The organism is Corynebacterium dentalis (assembly GCF_900232865.1).
GTDB classification, from domain to species: domain Bacteria; phylum Actinomycetota; class Actinomycetes; order Mycobacteriales; family Mycobacteriaceae; genus Corynebacterium; species Corynebacterium dentalis.
The window spans coordinates 165,084-184,550 of record NZ_OCTS01000007.1 but is presented as its reverse complement, the minus strand read 5'-3'; the positions used below and the strand labels follow the sequence as shown (position 1 = coordinate 184,550).

Here is a 19,467-nt window from a genome sequence, read left to right as displayed (position 1 = left end):
TTATTTCGATTATTCCCAAGGAATCTTAAACCAACGGACAGGTTCTAGGAACTTTATCGGGCGCTCTCGAACAAAGTTTGTTCCACTATGTGCTGGCTGACGGGGCTCAGCCCCCAGGCTTCCACTCCCACGTCCACCTGCCCTGGCGCAGTTACTGGTGTGGAGGAATGCAGGTGACCATGCACCAAGTACGGAACAGTCAGGCGCAGCTCGTCGAAACGGGAGGCCATGCCTTCATGTTCAAAGCCAGGCCGAGGAAAGTGGCTCAACCACACGTTTTGTTCCTGCCAGCGCATGATCTGCTGATCTTGCACCGAATCAAATACTTCAAGAAATCGCGCTTGGCGTTCATAGGCCATCTCGTGCAACGAGTGGCACGAGTCATGGTTGCCACTGATCAAGTGCACGTGCAGAGGTTCGCTCGCCTGGCGCAAAGGAGTGAGCAGATCATCCAGCAGCTCAAGCGCACGTTCTTCCTGCGGCCTCCAGCCACTCGAAATATCCCCGAGTACCCACAGAGTGTCGCCCGGCCGCACACTATCGCGGAGGTTGTTCAAGATCACGCGGTCGTGCTCTTCTACGTCATCAAAACCTCGCAGTTCAGCGACGAAAGGGTGCCCCAAGTGCAGGTCGCTGGTGAACCAGGTGGTTGGCATGTCCCTCTCCTTCGCTCTTTTCCCGCAATCGGACCGCTGCCGCTGGCGCCTCGAACGCGCTATGTCGAGCAGCTACTTCTAAAGCTCTTCGCCCCAGCCTAGTGAAAACTTCCACTCCCCCTTTTCTTCTCCCCTTGTCCTCCGCTCCATTCCCCCAAATTTCATTCTTTAGGATCCCTATCCCATAAGGTGATTTACATGACGTTTCACGCAAATAGCTCTCCCGGATCCTCTGCTCCACAGCCACCTTCGGCCTCCGCACGAGAAGAGCGCTCCGCCCGCATCGCCGTCTTCGCGTTCCCCGCCTTCATTCTCCTAGGCGCCATCCTCGCCCTATTCATGCCGAGCCCCTTCCTCCCCTTGGCGCAACACATCTCCGTGATGATCGCCATCATCATGTTGTGCATGGGCCTCACCTTGACCCTCCCAGACTTCGCCCTGGTGATCCGCCGTCCACTCCCCATCCTGGTGGGTGTCATCGCCCAGTTCGTGATCATGCCTCTCGGCGCCGTGTTGGTGGCCAAGTTGCTGGGTCTCAACCCGATGCTGGCTATCGGCCTGTTGATGCTCGGATCCGTCCCCGGTGGCACTACCTCCAACGTCGTGGCTTATCTCGCCCGTGGCGACGTCGCCCTCTCCGTGACCATGACCAGCGTCTCCACCCTGCTTTCTCCCCTGGTCACGCCCATCATCATGCTGCTGCTCGCCGGCGAGGAGACTCCCGTCAACGGAACCTCCATGGCCTGGTCACTCGTCCAAACCGTGCTGTTGCCGGTGATCGGCGGCCTAGTCATCCGTGTCATCTTCGACCGCTTCGTCTCCCTTATCCTGCCGATCCTCCCGTGGCTGTCCATCTTGGCCATCGGCGGAGTGGTGTTCCCTGCCGTCGCCAAATCTTCCGAAACGTTGCTGTCCATCGGCCTGATCATCATCGCGGCCGTGATCATCCACAACCTCTTGGGCTACGCGTTCGGCTACGGCGCCGCTAAGGTCTTCGGCTTCAGCGTGCCGGTCGCGCGCACTACATCCATCGAGGTCGCCACCCAGTCCGCCGGCCTGGCTTCCGGTATGTCCGGCAAGTACTGGTCCGCTGAGGCAGCCATCCCCGGTGCGGTGGCTGCGGTGTGGCACAACATTTCAGGTGCGTTGTTCGCATTCCTGATGCGCAGGATCGACGCCAAGAAGGGCGTTGCCGCCACCTCCCCACAGTCGCACGAGGATCCCTCCACGGTTGTGACCTAGGTGGTCCTCGTTATCCACAGTCAAAGTGAGTGTGGATAACCGAACCGGCATGCCCGCTGATCCAGCGGGACTGTCCGACCCGTTTGTTATCGTGACCAAGCGCGCACAAGTACGGGCGTGACGTCGAACAAACAAACTTGTAGGGAGGGGACGGCGATGGCGACACTAGAGACAATCACGCTCAAAGTGGAAAAGCTTCTGCGCATGGCCGCAGATCGCGAGGGCACAGCCGAGGGGGATGTGTTCCGCGATAAGGCCTTCGAGCTGATGGCGCAATACGGGGTGGAAAAATCCCAGCTCAACGCCGGGGAGAAAGCAACGGCTGAGCGGCGAGATATTGACCTCGTGGGCACGTATACGGACATGCAGTTCATGCTGCTCAATGCCTTGGGAACGGTGCTGCACTCTCAAGTGGTGATGTTTAAGGTGCCACGCAGCTCCAAGGTGTCCAAAGCGGTGATTTTTGGGCGCCCACACCACGTCGAACGGGCGATCATGCTCTATGGATTCTTGAGCACCGCGATGATTGCGGGAGCCACCACGATGACGGACATGTGGCCGGATCCAAATGTCTCAGTGACCACGCGCAAGCGCAGCTGGATGACGGGATTCATCTCGGAAATTTCTGCACGTCTGCGGATCATCGAAGCCGATCACACTGAGGACTACGGCCAGGCCGCCAGCTCTGATGGCTCACACGCCGACAGTTCTTCTGGACGCAGCGGTGGCATGAGTGGCGCATTGGTACTGCAGAAGGATCGAGAACTGGCCGAAGATCTCGCGCGCGAGCACTTCCCTTTTCTGCGCAGGAGCAGATCCGGGCACAGGACGTTCGATGCACAGAGTTTTCACCACGGTGCCAAAGAAGGCCAAGCCATGGACTTGGGGCAAACCCGTGTGGGGCGCACTGTGGGCGTGCTTCCCCGAGGCAACGCGGGCTAGCTGTTCTGGCCGCCTGCGTGATGAGGGTTTTCCCTACACTAGGTCAGCATGCGCATGTTTGGATTTTCTGAATACGGTGGCCCCGAGGTTATGCAGTTCTTTGATGTCCCTCGGCCTCGGCCGGGTAACAAGGACATCCTCATCGAAATGCGCGCAGCCAGCGTCAACCCTGCAGACATCAAAGTGCGCAACGGTGATCGGCGCGGCAAAGTAGACGTGGAATTTCCGATGGCGATCGGCCGCGAAGCCGCGGGGATTGTCCGCGAAGCCCCAATGGACTCCCCTTTCCATGCCGGTCAGCTCGTCTTCGGCAGCACATCGGCAGGCACCGGAGCGATGCAGCAGTTTGTCCTGTTGAACATGGAACAATCCGCAGTGGTGCCCCGCGGACTCGCAGCAGGACATGCAGCCTGCATTCCGGTCGCCTTCGGCACCGCGTGGGATGCTCTGCACGAACTCGACCTCGCTGAGGAAGATACCGTGCTGGTCAACGGCGCAGGCGGTGGGGTGGGCTCGGCCTCCGTGCAGCTGGCGCGCGTATTGGGATTTCGCGTAGTGGGCATTGCCAGCAGCGCAAAGAAGGGCTTCGTTGAAGAACTTGGGGCCACCTTCGTTCCTTACGATGCTAACGATTGGACCGAACAGCTAGACAGCGCCGCTGAACAGTTCCACGCGGTGGTCGACGCTGCTGGTGGGGAGACACTCCGGCGTGCTGCAACGCTGGTGCCACAGGGCCAAATTCGCAGTGCGGCCGACCAGAAGCTGGCAGAACAGCTCGGTGGTTCGGGGATAACTCGGCGTCGAAACACGGCAGTGTTCGAAGAACTCGCGGACCTCATGGCCGAAGGAAAGATCAACGCCCACCTGCGCCGAACCTACTCCATGGACGATGCTGCGCAAGCCGTGGCAGACGTGGAAACCGGCCATGCCCAGGGCAAAACTGTGGTCACGCTACCCGGCCAGCCGGTCTAGGTAACGACCTGGATCGAGCCCTGGCAAGGCGCCATGGCACCCGTGAAGTGGTTAGTACTGTGTGCCCGGAACGGAAGTTTGCGGAGCAATTGAATCTGTCGTGTCCGGACTCACCACGCTGAACACGACTAGCGCCACGATCACCGCAGCCCAGATCGATAGCCAGCGCCGTTTCGGCAGCACCGGAACCTGATCAGGCTCCGAAAATAGTTGAGCGTCCTGCGGACTCATCCGTCCCAAATCCCTGCGGTAGGCAACGTTAGCCTGGGTCCAGTTGCGCACGAGCTTCTGATCCTCGTGGTTGCGCCACAACCAATAACTACCGGGCACACCGAACATCACGGCCATGGACAGCCCATAAAGCAAGTTCTGTAGGTATGGCATGCTACTGGACGGAATCACCGCTCCGAACAGCATCAATCCGCCGATTCCAGCGCCGATCCACGCCGCAATCTTCTTCGGCTTCGTGGGCCGGTACTTCTCTAGTCTGTGCTGAGCGTCCTGGTTTGCCAACTGCGTGTGCAGCCCTTGTTGATCCCTGACCTGCAACTGAGGCGGTGCGGACAGTCCCTGCAACCACGCATTCAACGCCTGGTTATTAGTGGGCGACGTTTCGCCATAGGGCGATCCATACGGAGAATTCATGCGCGCTGCACCTTGCTTCCTGTGCTTTCTTTGGCCTTTAACCCGCAATACCACTCAGCCCGCGTGAAAAATCTTAAGACATCACAAGCAGATTAATCGGAATCCGTGGACAGCGCAGCCACAAACGCTTCTTGAGGCACAGAAACACTGCCGATATTCTTCATGCGCTTCTTGCCCTCCTTCTGCTTTTCCAGCAGCTTGCGCTTACGGCTGATATCGCCGCCGTAGCACTTGGCCAGTACGTCCTTGCGCAGTGCGCGAATGTTCTCGCGGGCAATGATCTTGGAACCAATGGCCGCCTGCACAGGCACCTCGAACTGCTGACGCGGGATCAGTTCCTTAAGCTTGACAGTCATCTTGTTGCCGTACCACTGCGCGTTGTCGCGGTGCACGATCGCCGAGAACGCATCCACTGGCTCGCCCTGCAGCAGGATATCCACCTTGACCAGGTCAGAAAGCTGATCGCCGCTCTCCTCGTAGTTCAAAGACGCGTACCCCTTGGTGCGAGACTTCAACTGATCGAAGAAGTCGAAGATGATCTCACCCAGCGGCATCGTGTAGCGCAGCTCCACGCGATCCTCGGACAAGTAATCCATGCCGCCCATTTGTCCACGCTTGGACTGACACAGCTCCATGGTTGGACCCAAGAACTCGGAAGGCACAATCACGGTCATCTTGACCATCGGCTCGTAAACCTCGCGGATCTTGCCGCCCGGCCAGTCGGAAGGGTTGCGCACGATCAGTTCGGATCCGTCTTCCGAAACCACGCGGTAGACCACGCTCGGTGCAGTAGAGATCAGATCCAAGTCGAACTCGCGCTCCAGGCGCGTGCGGGTGATCTCCATGTGCAACAGGCCCAAGAAGCCACAGCGGAAGCCGAAGCCCAGGGCCACGGAGGTCTCGGGCTCGAAGGTCAAAGACGCATCGTTGAGCTGTAACTTCTCAATCGCCTCGCGCAGGTCGGGGTACTGATCTGCAGAAATCGGGAACAGTCCCGAATAGACCATCGGGTTCGGCTCGGCATAGCCCTTCAGCGGAACGTCAGCGCCGTTGGCAGCCCACGTGATCGTGTCACCCACCTTGGACTGACGCACGTCCTTCACGCCCGTGATGATGTAGCCCACTTCGCCCACGCCTAGACCCTTGGACTTCAGCGGCTGTGGGGACACCACTCCGATCTCCAAGGTTTCGTGGTTGGCGCCCGTGCTCATCATTTGGATCTTCTGCCGTGGCTCTAGGGCACCATCCATCATGCGCACATAGGTCACCACACCGCGGTAGGTGTCATAGACAGAGTCGAAGATCAGCGCACGCGCAGGGGCGTCCGCATCGCCCACTGGAGCTGGCACCAGCTCGCACACGCGGTCCAGCAGTTCCGGGACACCCTCGCCCGTCTTACCGGATACCCGCAGTACATCTTCCGGCTCACAGCCAATGATGTGCGCGATCTCGGAGGCGTACTTCTCCGGATCGGCAGAAGGCAAGTCGATCTTGTTCAGAACCGGGATGATCTCCAGCTCATTTTCCATGGCCAGATACAGGTTGGCCAGGGTCTGTGCTTCGATGCCCTGAGCGGCGTCGACAAGAAGAATCGCACCCTCACACGCCTCCAAGGCGCGGGAGACCTCATAGGTGAAGTCCACGTGACCGGGCGTATCAATCAGGTGCATGACCAGCTGCTCGCCCTCGTGCATGCCAGTGCGTGGCGTCCACGGCAAGCGCACGTTCTGCGCCTTGATGGTGATGCCGCGCTCGCGCTCGATATCCATGTTGTCCAAGTACTGGTCGCGCATATCGCGATCCTCAATGACACCGGAGAGCTGCAAAATACGGTCCGCCAATGTGGACTTGCCGTGATCGATGTGGGCAATGATGCAGAAGTTGCGAATTCGGCTCGGATCAGTGAACGTCTCCGCGGCGTAATTCTGCTTCTTGCCTGCCATACGTGGAACCCCTTAAAAAATATCGGTAACTGCCCCTGAACCTTACTAGAGACCAGCCCAAACCCAGACATTCCCGTCAAGGGCACCTCTAGCGAGTGTCACTCGCGTTATGATCAAGCCCATGACTGCGCGCCCCGCCTCCCACACTTCCCAGAAGGGCCAATCAGACAAGCCTTCTGGGAGCGCTGTGCGCCGTTTTCTGCGCAAGAATTTCACCACAAAGAACAACCTGGAAGACGGCCTCGAACTGCTCAACGAGTACTTGGGCCTGACGTCGGGCGCCCAGATCTATTCGGCCACCAAGGACGAGACCGTCAAGGTCCCCACCCAACAACTTGCGCGCGCGGTGATGTACGCCCCGGACATGGATGGCCAGGCGGACCCCGGCGAGGTCATTTGGACCTACATCCGCACTCAAAAGGGCGGCGACCTGCAGCTGCGGTCCATCTTGATTGTCGGCCGTCACAAGCACACGCTGTTTGGTTTGCTCATCAGCTCTGATCCCGCGCACATGCACAAGCACAACTGGATGCGCATCGGTGCGGGTCCGTGGGATCGAGAAAGCCGCGAGTCTTCCGTGTGTTTGGACAAGGTGTTGGAGATCCCCGAATCCGAGATCCAGCGTCGCGGTGTGTCCATGCCGGAGCGTCGTTTTGATCGCATCGCCGCCCGTTTGCGTTCCGAGTTCGGCTGGACCTAGCCCGCTGTTTGTTCCCGGCCCTCTTTTTCCCGACGCAAGCAATTAGCTATTCGGGCAATTGTGCTGGTAAGTTAGTAACTCGTTCATATGTGGGCTCATCTTTTGGGGGCTCGTGTCGCACACCGCAGGACCTTGGGCGGTTTGTCAGAGAACACACGGGCACACACTCCTGGTGAGCCACTAGTGACGCACACACTGATTTATAGAAAGAGGTATGCCACTCATGGCAAACATCAAGCAGCAAAAGAAGCGCGTTCTCACTAACGAGATCGCTCGCCAGCGCAACCAGGCCATCCGTGCCCGTCTGCGCACTGAAGCCAACAAGTTCAACTCCCTCGTTGACGCCGGCGACAAGGAAGGCGCTGAAGCTCAGCTTCGCACCGCTTCCCGCCTGTTCGACAAAGCAGTGACCAAGGGCACCATTCACCGCAACAACGCGGCGAACAAGAAGTCCAGTATGGCTCAGCGTCTGAACAAGCTGTCTTAATAGCAGCTCGTTCGGCTTGCTTGAAACAAGTCTCCATGTGGAATTTTTTCACGTGGAGACTTTTTCTTATGCGCACCCATCTGGCTTTATGCCTTTATAGTGCTTAGGGGTACGCTGGTGAGTCACTAACCGCCATTGTGATCTGACATGTTTCAAGGATTTCAAGGAGAAGTCTCACGATGAACGACCGTTTCCGGTCAGCTCTTTTGGGTACAGCCCTCGGCGATGCGTGGGGCTACCCCTACGAGAACGAGGACGATCCACAGTGCACTCCCCTCCCAGAAAAGTTGGTTGTCAGCGATGACACACTGATGACTCTGGCTTTGTCCTCCGCGATGCGCAGGATCGATCAGGACGATCTGGATCGAGACAAAGGCATGGCTGTCATCGGCGAGAAGTTCTTGGATTACTACCAAGATCCGGATTACGAGCGCTCCTCCGGCACCGCCACCACGGAATCTCTGGACCGACTAGAAGATTTGGGCACCAACCACTGGGAAGCCTGCTCTTCACATTCCAACGGTGCCGCGGCCATCATGCGTGCCTCCGCCAGTGCCCTGTTGGCGCCTTCCGATCAAGGTGTGGGTTGGTCCGTGTTGCAGGCGATCATCACCCACGATTCTGATCTCGCCCGCGCCGCTGCTGCCACCATGGCGACGGTCATGCTGGCACCACGAGGAAGCAACCTGTTCGACATCGCCGAGGGCTTGGCGGGCGATTCCCACTTCGACCACGATGTGCTGCTCAGCGATCAGGAAAAGTCGGAGATTCTGAAGTCCATCAACTCCGCGGCTATTCGGAAGTTGCAGGGTCCAGCGGTTCCGCTCACGGAAATCTACGCGCGCCTGCGCGAGGTGCGTAAATTCCTCACGCCTCACCTGAAGGACGGTAACTTCGAGGAGCTCTATGCCCACCGCAATAAGTTCGCGAAGATCTTCGGCAAGAGCTACGACGCGGCCTCCTGTACCGCGTCCGCGCTTCTGCTAGCGCAGCTGTACCTAGACCACAAGGATCAGTACGCGCCGCACGATTTCCTGCACGTGGCCGTCAGCTGGCCGGGCAACCGCAACACCCGCGCGGCCGTCACCGGCGCCATGATCGGTGCGCATTTGAAATCCGCTGACCTGTGGGAGCAGGACTGCAGCTACGTGTTCGAGGATCGCTACAACGAGGCAATTCACACCGGCCGCTGGAAGGGCTTCAAGAAGACTCGTCCTGCGGCAGACGCTCGCTAATTCGAGCGGGCCAGCTCCGCGATCGTGCGGACGGCTAACTCGATGGCGAAGTCATTGTTCGCGGCCTGGCCTTTCACGCCTGCGTCCAGGTCAGCGGTGACTTGCACGGCGCGGGCTACTGCCCCAGGGGACCAGCGGCGGGCCAGCTTGATGGTCTTATCCAGTTTCCAAGGGGGCATGCCGAATTCGGCGGCTTGGCGTCGGGAATCAATACGACGATTCTCTGCCACCTTGGCGATGTCTGCGACCATTCCGGACAGGGCGCTGGCCAGCAACACCGGGGACACCCCCAGCTGAAGGGCGCGGCGAACCGCGGCCATGGCATCCGCCACCCGACCGTTAACCGCCAGGTCTGCGACCTCGAAACCACTGACTTCGGCCTTGCCCGAGTAGTACTTCTTCACGGCCTTCACGGTCACTTCACCATGAGTATCGGCGACTAGCTGGCTGACCGCGCTGGATAGCTCGCGGAGGTTGGTGCCCACGGCTTCGACCAGCAGGTTGGATACCTCGGGCGTGACGCGCACTCTCCGATCCTGGAACTCTTGGTCCACAAAGGATGCCAGTTCGCGTCCCCGCAGCTCTTCGGCAGAGGTCACCACCGCACCCAACTTCGGCCAGGACTGCACCAGCTTCTTGTTCCGGCCTTTGCCGGTGTGCAGCAGGATCAGCACCACGCCCGGCGCGGGATCCTTGATGGAGGCTTCCAACGCATCCACGATTTCCTTGGCCACGTCCTCGATTCCCCAGACCACAATGATGCGATCCTCCGCGAAAAGCGAGGGGCTGAGCAGCTCGATGATCTCCGGCGCGGACAGTTCCGATGCCTTGCGGATTTCCACTGGCAGATCGTCATTTCCCGCGTGCTTGCGGGTGGCCTCGACGATGACCTGACGGCGACGTTCTGCGAGGAATTCATCGGCGCCCACGATGAGGTTGACGGGGGCCGGCGCGGCGGTGGAACTCATGCGTTCGATCATTCCATACCGCCGGTGTAGTCCGTCAGTTCTGTTCCGTCGCGGCACGGGTAGAACACCGGCACGCCGTCGTGGGTGACGCTCGGCCGGTTATGAGGGCGGCCGCAGCTGCGGTTGACGATGACATCCACGCGCGGATCCAGTCCTTCGAGGCGTAGTGCGTACTCGTCATCGCTGACCTCATGGACTCGTTTCCCAGCGAGGCTCACCGTGCTGGGCACCGCGGCCATGTCGCGCTCTTCAGGAGGCGGCTCCTCGAAGTTCAGCGTCAGGGCGAGTGCGGTAGCAACGGCTAACCACGCCCATCTGAGCTGCCGCCAACGGTGCAGGAAGAACGCGCTGGAGATCACCAGGGCGAGAACCGCTGCCCAGATGACGCCCCAAACGGCTCCGCCCGGTGTTTCCACTCGCGGCACCTGGGCTAAGCTTTCCGCGACCGTGACGATCCACCACGCAGGTGGCAAGAGCCCTCCGCTCAGCAACCACGCTAGTTGTTGTGGCACGTGGAAAGAGCTGAGCACGCCACCGATGGGAGCAAGCCCTAGGCCCACCACCGTGATGGGAGGCACGCACCAGGCCACCAGTAGATTCGCTGCAATCGCGGTCACTGAAACCGTACCGGTCATCAGCACAATCACCGGAGCTGTAACAGCATCCGCCGCAATGGACACGCACACCAACCGCACTAGCAGCGCTTCTGCCACGGTGGGCTCTCGAGCCCACCAGTCGTGACAACGGTGGGTCCACCACCTCAAGAAGCTAGTGCTCATCCGCGGTGCCAACAGCACGATGCCCACGGTCGCGACCACAGACAACGCAAAGCCGAAACTTACGGCCAGCCCGGGTGACAGCAGCAAGAGCACAATCACCGCAAAGCACAGCGAAGCCACCACATCCGACCACCGCACCGTCGCCACAGCCACCACTCCCACGGAACCCATCACAGTGGCTCGCAGCACGCTGGGCTCTGGCCCCACCACCAGTACAAATGCGCCAAGTGCCACCGCGCAACCCAGCGCCGTCCACCGTCGCGGCACCGACAATGCAGTCAGCATCACCAACACTGTCCCGATCACCACAGCAACGTTGGCCCCACTGACCGCCGTCAGGTGACTCAGTCCCGTGGAGACAAACCAGTCCCCCGCCTCGGGCGATTGCCTGCTGGTATCCCCCACCACCATGCCAGGTATTAGCCCCGCCTCGTCGCTTGGTAACGGCGAGACCGCCCATCGCAGTCCGCCCCTCAGCCACGCCGTCCATGCCCACACGCCGTCTGGTTCGGGATCGTGTGCCCATTCGACACCACGCTCACCCCGTAGCGTCACGGGAGCCAATCCCGGGCGGTCGTCTAGCTGCATCGTTGCGGACATGCTGATTCGGTGTCCCGGCTGAAGGTTCAGAGCATCGATCTCACCTGCTTCAGCTCCGCTGACTGACGCGGCCTCGGCCGAGTCTTGGTGTGCTGAACCGTGCGCCCTCTCCACGTTGAGGAACAGCGGAATAGTCCCGAGCTGCGGTACATCAACGGGGATCAGAACGCTTCCCTCTGCCAGTTGCTTCGGAGTGCCCGCCACCGTGAACTCGCCGACGATACGCGGGCTGTCACCTGCGAAGACCTGTGTGAGCGCCGGGGTGGCGTCGAGAATAAGAACCCGAGCCCATGCACTCCCGGCACCAATCACGCCACTTGCCAGAGCCACGACCGCGGTGCGCCACCAGGTCAGAAGATGGTCGGTGAAAGCGCTCGTCGGGCCGAAGGCACCCCGCCAACGGAACGCCACGAGCACAACCACCAGAGTGAAACAGACGGCGGTCGGCCACGGCCCACGAGTGATAATGGTCGCGGCGACGGCCAGCCACATAACCAGTGCTGCAGGAACCAGCCGGAAGTCGTGCCCGCGGCGCTCACGGATGGCCTCCGGAGAATGCGCATCCCGATCAGCACGCTGCCGGTGGGTAGCGATGAGTGCATGCGCACTATCAGACGGTGACATGATCTTTCATCGCTTCGAACTTGGCGGGCCCGATGCCACGGACCTCCATGAGCTGCTCGATGGAGGTGAACGCGCCGTTGGATTCCCGCCAGGTAATGATCGCCGTCGCGGTGGCTGGCCCTACCCCGTCCAGGGTCTCCAGTGCAGTGGAATCTGCGGTGTTAATGTCGATCTTCGCGTTCGCTGCGTCCCCCGTGGCGCCACTGCCCGCTCCCCCGCCACCGCCAGTTGGCGCACCAGTCCCCGCACCAGGGGCACCGGCGCCAGAACTTCCTCCAGCACTTCCTCCAGCTGCCAGCCCTCCGGGATACGTCACCGCGCTGCCTTGCGCATCCACGAGGATCTGCATGCCGTCCACCACCTTCTCTGCCAGGTTGATGTGATGCAACTGCGCACCCGCAAGGCCTCCACCGGCCTGTTCAATCGCTTGTCCCACGCGGGTGTTCGCGGGAACCTCCAACAAGCCTGGCCGTGGGACTTTTCCCTGCACGCTCACCACCAACGGCACCTCGGGGTCGTCGGTCTGCGAATTCGCACTCGCAGCATCAGTCGCGCTGACGGAGGCGGAAGATTCAGCAGGCACGTCCGTTGCCGCCATCTGTCCGGGCAAAGCACTTGCTTCGCTCGGCGCGCCACCAAGAGAGTTCTGCGGGGACGATCCCACCGGAGATTCGGACTGCATGCTGCACCCAAAGAGCACCGCTCCTGCCATTGCCAGCACCGCCACCATCGCGATGACTGCTTTGGCAGAAACTCGCCCCATCCCCACGGTGGTATCAAAGTCCACCGGCTCTACCTCGTGATCCGGCATGGGCTGAACCAGCGCATCGATCCGTTGCCGGATCTGTGCGCTTCCTGATTGCTTCGTCCACTGTGCCCCCATGGGGACGAGTCGACCACGAACATGCGCCGAACTATCGCCCGAACCCCACCGTTACTCCGCTGAAAGTGCAGGAGCCTGTGGAAAATGCAACGTTGTGGAAAGTTCAGCTCACCACAGCACGGTCGATACCGCGATCGCTCCCGGTCCAGAGTGAATCGCAAGCACTTCACTAGCTTCCATGAGTTCAAAATCCACCTCTGGAATCTTCGGTGCCGGAGCCTCGGATTCCTTGGCCGCATCTTCCGCAGCAGCTGCCGTGCACGCAATGTTTTCTCGCATGGACGTCACCAGCTTCTCAGCTACCTCGACCGCGGAAACCTGCTGTACGGCCACCTTGACCGTGCGCGGGTCTGTACCTGCCTCTGCCGCACGCTGGACCTCGTCGGTGACCACCGCAGTGACCATCTCCACCATCTTCTCCATGGCCTTGTGCTGGGTGCGAGTCTTGGCCGCCAGAGCAATCTTGCCTTCGGTCAGACGCAGAATCGGCTTGATCGCCAGGGCCGTGGACAGCAGTGTCTGGCCGGGAGACAAGCGTCCGCCCTTGCGCATCGTATCCAGCCGGTGCAGGTACAACAGCAGGTTGGACTCCGCGATGACAGCCTGAGCGGCCTTGGCCACCTCGTCCAAGCTGCCGCCTTCGCGCGCCACCTCGGCGGCCTTGAGTGCAGCAAAGCCGTTGGTCATGGCCACGCTGTTAGTGTCCAACACGCGCACTAGACCATCGAAAATACCCGCAGCCGTGGTGGCGTTGCTCCACGTGGCAGACAGTTCCTTGGAGATGTGCACGGCCACCACACCGTCATCTCCTCCACGCTCCAGCAGTCGCGCATAGCAGGCGGTTAGTTCGAGCGCGCCCAGCCCTGCGGTGGTGCGCTCTGCACCCTTGCCGCTGGTGTGCAGGTCAACGATGGTTACGCCTGCTTTGTCCGCCATCTCCTGGGTCAGGCAGGAGGAAGAATCGGTCACTACGTGAACGGTCATGCTGGTGCGTCCTCTCCACCTTCGTCGGGGCTCGCGGACTGCGCGTTCGGGGCGGTGCCTGGGGTGGCTGCCATGTTCCATCCCTCGAGGTGCCAGCGCGGATCTCGCCACCAGTTCTCGCTGTCCATGACAGTCATGGGCACGCGGGAGCCGTCGATCGCAGCAGGCGATTGTTCCGTAGCCTCCACCGGGAATTTGGGGCGGGCCACCAACTGTGACCAGCGCACATTGCCCAGACCGGAGAACATGGAGAAGTGCAAGATCGGCAAATTCAGCAGTTGCGCAGTCAACGCGCCGATGGTCCCGCCGTGGGCCACCATCACCACGGTGCCGCGGTCAAAAACATCGGTTTCCATCAGCTCGTTGACCGCTTCGTGCGCCCGGCTGGCCACCTGCACGCGCGTTTCTGCTCCGGGTGGCGCCCACTGTGGGTCGTGTCGCCAATACGCGCGTTGGCCTGGGTAGTCGCGGTCGATTTCCTCGTGGCTGGCCCCCGTCCATTCCCCCAAGTCCGTTTCGCGCAGGCGTGCATCTGTTTCGACGCCAACTCCCCAAAACTCACTCAGCAATTCCGCCGTATGCTGAGCTCGCTTGAGGTCGCTGGAGTACACCGCAGCTACGTTCCAATCGGCAATTTCTCGTGCCGTTGCGGTGGCCTGAGCGATGCCTACGTCAGACAGCTCGGTATCCAGCTGTCCTTGCATCCGTCCGGTGGCGTTATAGGTGGTTTCGCCGTGCCGCACCAGAACTATTCTTCGCTCTGCCATGGTTTTTCCGCTTTCCCTGTGCCTAAAGTGGCCGGGCTTAGAGCTCGTCGCTATCGGGAGTAGGACCTGCCAATGGCAAGTCATCGATGCTCATTGCTTCCAGGACGTCCACGTCTACGTCGTCATCCCAGTTGCTGCTGCGCTGCGCCTGCTCCACGCCCTCAACGGGGATCTGCGGAGCGTCACGCCACAGGCGATCGAGCGCGTAGAACTCGCGCTCCTGGTTGCGCTGCACATGCACCACGATGGAGCCGTAGTCCAGCAGCACCCAGTGTCCATCGCCGCGTCCTTCACGACGCAACGGCTTGATGCCTTGGACGGTCAGTGCTTCTTCAACTTCATCGACGATGGAGTTGACCATGCGCTCGTTATCGCCGGTAGCGATGACAAAGCAGTCGGTAATGGCCATGCGGTCAGAAACATCGATAACCAAGATGTCTTCTGCCAGCCGGTCCGAGGCAGCACGCGCTGCTACGGAGGCTAGGTCAATGGCTTCAGGGGTGGCAGTCAAAAATAAACCTTTCACAGTGTCTTGAGCGGCCGTCGAGAAACCTCATGGGAATCTCAAAACAGGCTCAAGAATCGAAATAGAAAAATGGCGGACGTGCGCTTCGCGCAAACACACTTATCGTATCGCGTTGTGGCCGCTAGCCCCTAGTCAGCAAGTGTCCTAGTCTGCGGATTCCCTCGAGTCCGCGAGATCCATCACTGACGTCTGATTCGCAGCATTGTCTTTTGGGGCATACATGCGGTGCTTAGCGATGTACTGCACCACTCCATCAGGCACCAAGTACCAGACAGGCCGACCTTGTGCCGCGCGGTCTCGGCAATCAGTGGAGCTGATGGACATTGCCGGAATCTCCACGAGGCTCAAGCGCCCAGCGTCGACTTCAGACTGAAGTGGGGCAAGGGTGGCGTCGGCGTCTTCACCATCACCAATACCCGGCAAGGTGTAACCCGGGCGCGTCACGCCAACGAAGTGAGCGAGATCAAACATGGACTCCCAGTCGCGCCAGGTGACGATCTTGCTGAGGGCATCCGCACCCGTAATGAAAAACAGCTCAGCATCGGGGTATTCGCGCTGCATATCGGCCAGAGTGTCGATGGTGAAGGTGTCTCCCCCTCGATCAATATCCACGCGGGAGACTTGAAAGCGCGGGTTGGACGCGGTGGCGATCACGGTCATGAGGTAGCGATCCTCCGCTGGGGAGACGTGCTTGTCCTTCTTCTGCCACGGTTGCCCGGTGGGGACAAAGACCACCTCGTCCAGGTGAAAAAGATCCGCCACTTCGCTTCCCGCCACTAGGTGTCCGTGGTGGATTGGGTCGAATGTGCCGCCCATGATGCCGATCCGGCGCGTGGGTCGCTGAAAAGTCATGCGCACCAGCATACGTTCTCGTGAAGGGGTTTTCCGGGCTGTGGCTCTCAGAAAACTCGCAGGCAGCCAGGAGAAGATGACATGTCCCTCATAGGATTCTCAGATTCGTTTCCTGTGCTACCTGAATGCGGATGGGACATCCATCACAGCAGCGGATCTTAGTCTCAATTTTGTTCGCATGACCACTTGCCCCCTCGACTAGAAAGGGACACCCCGCTATGTCTCCCATTCAGAACACCAACAACCAGACGACCTTTGAAGGTCGTCCCCTTGATCGCCCGGAAGAGGACATCGAAGACCAGGGTCTACACTTCGATCTGACCACCATTCAGAACCGCGTTTCTCGCCGCGGCTTGCTGGGCATGTTCGGCATTGGCGCTGGCGCCACGGTCCTCGCCGCATGCTCTCCTGGTTCCGGTACTTCTGCAGCGAGCAGCTCCGCTACCTCCTCCGCTGCTGCCACAACTGCCGCCTCAGTGGACAACATCACCGAGATGAACACCGAAACTGGTGGCCCCTACCCTGGCGACGGCAGCAACGGCCCCGACGTGCTCGAGGAAGTCGGCGTGGAGCGCCAAGACATCCGCAGCAGCATCGGTGGCGGCGCCACGGCAGACGGCATTCCTATGACGCTGACCATGAACATCATCGACATGGCCAACAACAACGGTCCAATGACCGGCGCCGCCGTCTACCTCTGGCACTGCGATGCACAAGGTCGCTACTCCATGTACAGCGAAGGCGTGGAGGATGAAACTTACTGCCGTGGCGTACAGGTGGTAGGCGAAGACGGCAAGGTAACGTTCACCAGCATCATCCCTGGCTGTTACGACGGCCGCTGGCCACACCTGCACTTCGAAGTGTTCCCGGACAAGGAGTCCATTTCCGACGCCACTAATGCCGTGCTGACCAGCCAAATCGCGATCCCTGAAGACGTCTGTAATGACGTCTACGCCGTGAGCAACTATGACGGCTCCGCGGAAAACCTCGCCAAGGTCAGCCTGGATACGGATGGAATCTTCAGCGATGGCGCGGATGCGCAGCTGCCGGAGACCACCGGCGATATCAAGTCCGGCTACACCATGAACATCAACGTGGGCGTGGACACTACCACGGAGCAAGAATCTCCGAGCATGGGCGGCGGCCAGGGTGGCCCCGGCGGCACTCCCCCGTCCGGCGATATGGGAGGCCCGGGCGGCACTCCTCCTAACGCTAGCTCCAGCAGTGCCAGCTCTTAAGATTCACTAGAGCTTCACCCAAGATGAGGGGTCAGGCGCGGAAATCATGCTTTCGCGCTAGGCCCCTCTTCCCATAGGCTTAAAGATGTATCATATAAACACCTTTTATGTCTAAGCAGAGGTATCGATGTCCACGCGTCGCCCGCCCACTCCCACCACGCCCGAAGCAAGTGCCGAAGCCAAGTCCAAAACAAGGCCCAAATTCAAGCGAGGCGGTATCAACCCGTGGGTCCCCAATCAGCACGGCGCGTGGGCCATGCTCATCCTGCCGCTGCTGATCGGCTTCATCCTCGGACTACGCATGTCCCCCGCCCCTTTCCAGAGCCCGCGCACTCTTGTTCTCCTGCTGAGCATCGCCGCCACCTGGATCCTCGGTTACTTCATGTTTTTCGCCTTTGACCTCTGGTTTAAGGCCCGTAATCCGCAGCGCAAGCGCCGTTATCGCACGCCCATGCTCACATACGGCAGCCTCGTGGCAGGCTTCGGCCTCCTCACACTCGCCTTACGCTGGCAGATGGTGCTGTGGGTGTTCTTCTTTCTTCCGTTGGTCACGTGGGCATTCGTCGAAGTTGTCCGACGCCAACCTCGTTCCCTCTCCAGCGGCATCTCCACCACACTCGCGAGCTCTCTGATGATCCCCGTGATGGTCTCGGCCGCCACTGTGCCCTTGCCGGAGTTCTTGTCTTTCCAGCCTCTCGAACTCCTCACCGCCACCGTGGCGGTTGCCTTGTATTTCGTCGGCACCATTCCGTATGTCAAGACGCTGATCAGGGAAAAGGGCAATCCCGCCTACCTGAAGCTATCGTTCTTCTACCACTTCGCCGCGCTTCTCATCGTCGCTGCCTTCAGCCTCTGGCTCATGGCCGGTGGACGCTTCCTCGTCAGTGGTGGGCTGCTGATAGGGCTGTTCGGCTGGTGTCTCTACCGCACTCGGAAAATTCCCGCCCTGGCAGCACAAAACCCACGCGCGTGGACTCCCAAGCGCGTGGGTGTGTGGGAAATGCCGCCGACTCTCGTCCTCGGCATCGCCTGCGTGCTGTGCCTCTAGCGGCTCACGCAGCCCTCATCGGGCTGCCTCTAACGAGCCGCCTCTTACTGCTCTTATGGGCGCACGTGACCGTCACCATTGATGACCCACTTCGTGGAGGTCAGCTCTGGCAGTGCCATTGGGCCACGGGCGTGCAGCTTCTGGGTGGAGATGCCGATCTCCGCACCGAATCCGAACATCTCTCCATCGGTCCATGCAGTGGAGGTGTTGATGGACAGTGCCGCTGCGTCCACGTAGGTCTCGAAATGGTTGATCGCGGAGTAGTCGCGAGCGGAGATAGCTTCGGTGTGTCCGGAGCTGTACTTCGTGATGTGCTCCACGGCACCCTGCACGCCATCGACGATGGCGGCAGCGATATCGAAGCTCAAGTACTCATCGGTCCAGTCCTTGTCCTCTGCTTCCACCACGTCATCGACCAGGGAGTCCAGCTCGGACTTCTCACCGTGGATCGTCACGCCTGCTTCCTGCAGGGCGGTCAGGACGCGCTTCTTGTCTTCGTCAGACAGCGCCTTGTCCAGCAGAACCACCTCGGTAGCGTTGCAGACGGAGCAACGGCGAGTCTTGCCGTTGATCACCAGCTGGATGGCTTCGTCAACGTCCGCGGAGGCATCGACATAGAAGTGGCAGTTGCCCGTACCGGTCTCGATGGCGGGCACGGTAGCACCGGTGACCACGGCGTTGATCAGGCCGGCACCACCGCGAGGGATAACCATATCCACCAAGCCACGAGCGGTGATTAGGTCCTGCACGGAGTCATGAGTCTCGCAAGGGAGCAGCTGGACGATGTCGCGGGATACGCCGTGCTTTTCAGCGACGTCCTGCAGGATCTCCACGACCTGCTCGTTGGTGTGGCGAGCGGACTTCGAACCACGCAGCAGTGGGACATTGCCGGACTTGATAGCGAGGCCAAAGGCATCCACGGTCACGTTGGGACGAGCCTCGTAGACCATGCCCATCACACCCAGTGGCACGCGAACCTGCTTCATGCGCAGGCCGTTGGGGCGGGTGAAACCACGGACGATCTCTCCCACCGGATCAGGCAAGCCCACAACCTGGCGCAGACCGTCGGCGATACCGGCGATGCGCTCCTTATCCAGGGACAGACGATCCAGGAGGGAATCATCAAAACCGCGCTCACGGCCGGCTTCGAGATCCTTCTCGTTGGCAGCCAAGATGGACTCGGTATTGGCCTCAAGTGCATCGGCTGCATCGAGCAGGAGGTCATTCTTCTGCTCGGTGGTCAAGAGAGTGGTTTGGCTAACGTCCTTGGCCTTGCGTGCCTTGGCGAGAACTTCATCGCGTTCTGCTTGGCGCTCGGGGGTCAGGTCAGTTGCGTTCTGATTGTTCTCGTTAGTCATGTCCTTCCACTTTACCGA

General features: G+C 60.3%; 19 protein-coding genes. 8 read left to right on the top strand and 11 right to left on the bottom strand.

Annotated elements, in window-relative coordinates; all coding sequences use genetic code 11:
• Positions 1-53: 53 nt before the first annotated feature.
• A complete protein-coding gene (locus tag CS919_RS09365; RefSeq protein WP_099299208.1) occupies positions 54-656 on the bottom strand; it encodes a metallophosphoesterase in 603 nt (200 codons plus the stop codon).
• Positions 657-854: 198 nt separating this feature from the next.
• Here CS919_RS09365 and CS919_RS09360 point away from each other — a divergent pair, with 198 nt between their 5' ends.
• The 3 genes from CS919_RS09360 (at position 855) to CS919_RS09350 (ending at position 3,812) form a co-directional block, all read left to right on the top strand.
• The gene (locus CS919_RS09360; RefSeq protein ID WP_099299207.1) at positions 855-1,898 is read left to right on the top strand and encodes a bile acid:sodium symporter family protein; all 1,044 of its coding nucleotides are present in this window, start codon (positions 855-857) and stop codon (positions 1,896-1,898) included.
• A gap of 156 nt (positions 1,899-2,054) precedes the next feature.
• Positions 2,055-2,840, top strand: a complete 786-nt coding sequence (locus tag CS919_RS09355; protein ID WP_099299206.1) for a DUF2786 domain-containing protein — start codon at positions 2,055-2,057, stop codon at positions 2,838-2,840.
• A gap of 54 nt (positions 2,841-2,894) precedes the next feature.
• Positions 2,895-3,812, top strand: coding sequence for an NADP-dependent oxidoreductase (locus CS919_RS09350; protein ID WP_228073197.1), 918 nt, complete (start codon positions 2,895-2,897; stop codon positions 3,810-3,812).
• Between the two features lie 51 nt (positions 3,813-3,863).
• Here the strand turns inward: CS919_RS09350 and CS919_RS09345 are convergent, their stop codons facing one another.
• Both CS919_RS09345 and lepA read right to left on the bottom strand, forming a co-directional pair.
• A complete protein-coding gene (locus CS919_RS09345) occupies positions 3,864-4,457 on the bottom strand; it encodes a hypothetical protein (RefSeq protein ID WP_099299204.1) in 594 nt (197 codons plus the stop codon).
• A gap of 92 nt (positions 4,458-4,549) precedes the next feature.
• A complete protein-coding gene (gene lepA / locus CS919_RS09340; protein ID WP_099299203.1) occupies positions 4,550-6,400 on the bottom strand; it encodes a translation elongation factor 4 in 1,851 nt (616 codons plus the stop codon).
• Positions 6,401-6,521: 121 nt separating this feature from the next.
• On the opposite strand from lepA, the gene CS919_RS10890 reads away from it, so the two are divergent.
• From CS919_RS10890 to CS919_RS09325, 3 genes are all read left to right on the top strand, one after another.
• Positions 6,522-7,100 carry a type II toxin-antitoxin system PemK/MazF family toxin gene (locus CS919_RS10890; protein ID WP_228073198.1) on the top strand — a complete coding sequence of 193 codons (579 nt, stop codon included), beginning with the start codon at positions 6,522-6,524 and terminating at the stop codon, positions 7,098-7,100.
• 223 nt (positions 7,101-7,323) lie between these two features.
• Positions 7,324-7,587 carry a 30S ribosomal protein S20 gene (rpsT, locus tag CS919_RS09330; protein ID WP_099299260.1) on the top strand — a complete coding sequence of 88 codons (264 nt, stop codon included), beginning with the start codon at positions 7,324-7,326 and terminating at the stop codon, positions 7,585-7,587.
• Between the two features lie 179 nt (positions 7,588-7,766).
• Positions 7,767-8,822 (top strand): ADP-ribosylglycohydrolase family protein, encoded by a 1,056-nt coding sequence (locus CS919_RS09325; protein WP_099299202.1) that lies wholly within the window; start codon positions 7,767-7,769, stop codon positions 8,820-8,822.
• On the opposite strand, the gene holA is transcribed toward CS919_RS09325, so the two are convergent.
• The 7 genes from holA to nadD form a co-directional block, all read right to left on the bottom strand.
• Positions 8,819-9,790: a DNA polymerase III subunit delta gene (holA, locus tag CS919_RS09320; RefSeq protein WP_099299259.1), complete on the bottom strand. Its 972-nt coding sequence runs from the start codon at positions 9,788-9,790 to the stop codon at positions 8,819-8,821. The genes CS919_RS09325 and holA overlap by 4 nt on opposite strands.
• Positions 9,791-9,798: 8 nt before the next feature.
• Positions 9,799-11,793: a ComEC/Rec2 family competence protein gene (locus CS919_RS09315; protein WP_099299201.1), complete on the bottom strand. Its 1,995-nt coding sequence runs from the start codon at positions 11,791-11,793 to the stop codon at positions 9,799-9,801.
• Entirely contained in the window at positions 11,780-12,676 is an 897-nt protein-coding gene (locus CS919_RS09310) for a ComEA family DNA-binding protein (RefSeq protein ID WP_099299200.1), read from the bottom strand. Before CS919_RS09310 ends, CS919_RS09315 begins: the two co-directional genes overlap by 14 nt.
• Before the next feature lie 108 nt (positions 12,677-12,784).
• A complete protein-coding gene (locus CS919_RS09305) occupies positions 12,785-13,660 on the bottom strand; it encodes a DegV family protein (RefSeq protein ID WP_099299199.1) in 876 nt (291 codons plus the stop codon).
• Positions 13,657-14,427, bottom strand: coding sequence for a histidine phosphatase family protein (locus tag CS919_RS09300; RefSeq protein ID WP_099299198.1), 771 nt, complete (start codon positions 14,425-14,427; stop codon positions 13,657-13,659). Before CS919_RS09300 ends, CS919_RS09305 begins: the two co-directional genes overlap by 4 nt.
• A 37-nt stretch (positions 14,428-14,464) precedes the next feature.
• A complete protein-coding gene (gene rsfS / locus CS919_RS09295) occupies positions 14,465-14,938 on the bottom strand; it encodes a ribosome silencing factor (RefSeq protein ID WP_099299197.1) in 474 nt (157 codons plus the stop codon).
• 159 nt (positions 14,939-15,097) lie between these two features.
• Positions 15,098-15,805, bottom strand: coding sequence for a nicotinate-nucleotide adenylyltransferase (gene nadD / locus CS919_RS09290; RefSeq protein ID WP_099299258.1), 708 nt, complete (start codon positions 15,803-15,805; stop codon positions 15,098-15,100).
• Between the two features lie 218 nt (positions 15,806-16,023).
• Here nadD and CS919_RS09285 point away from each other — a divergent pair, with 218 nt between their 5' ends.
• Positions 16,024-17,043: a dioxygenase family protein gene (locus CS919_RS09285; protein WP_099299196.1), complete on the top strand. Its 1,020-nt coding sequence runs from the start codon at positions 16,024-16,026 to the stop codon at positions 17,041-17,043.
• 127 nt (positions 17,044-17,170) lie between these two features.
• Positions 17,171-18,091 (top strand): YwiC-like family protein, encoded by a 921-nt coding sequence (locus tag CS919_RS09280; protein WP_099299195.1) that lies wholly within the window; start codon positions 17,171-17,173, stop codon positions 18,089-18,091.
• A gap of 53 nt (positions 18,092-18,144) precedes the next feature.
• Here the strand turns inward: CS919_RS09280 and CS919_RS09275 are convergent, their stop codons facing one another.
• Complete coding sequence (locus CS919_RS09275; protein ID WP_099299194.1) at positions 18,145-19,449, bottom strand: glutamate-5-semialdehyde dehydrogenase; 1,305 nt, start codon at positions 19,447-19,449, stop codon at positions 18,145-18,147.
• Positions 19,450-19,467: the final 18 nt, after the last annotated feature.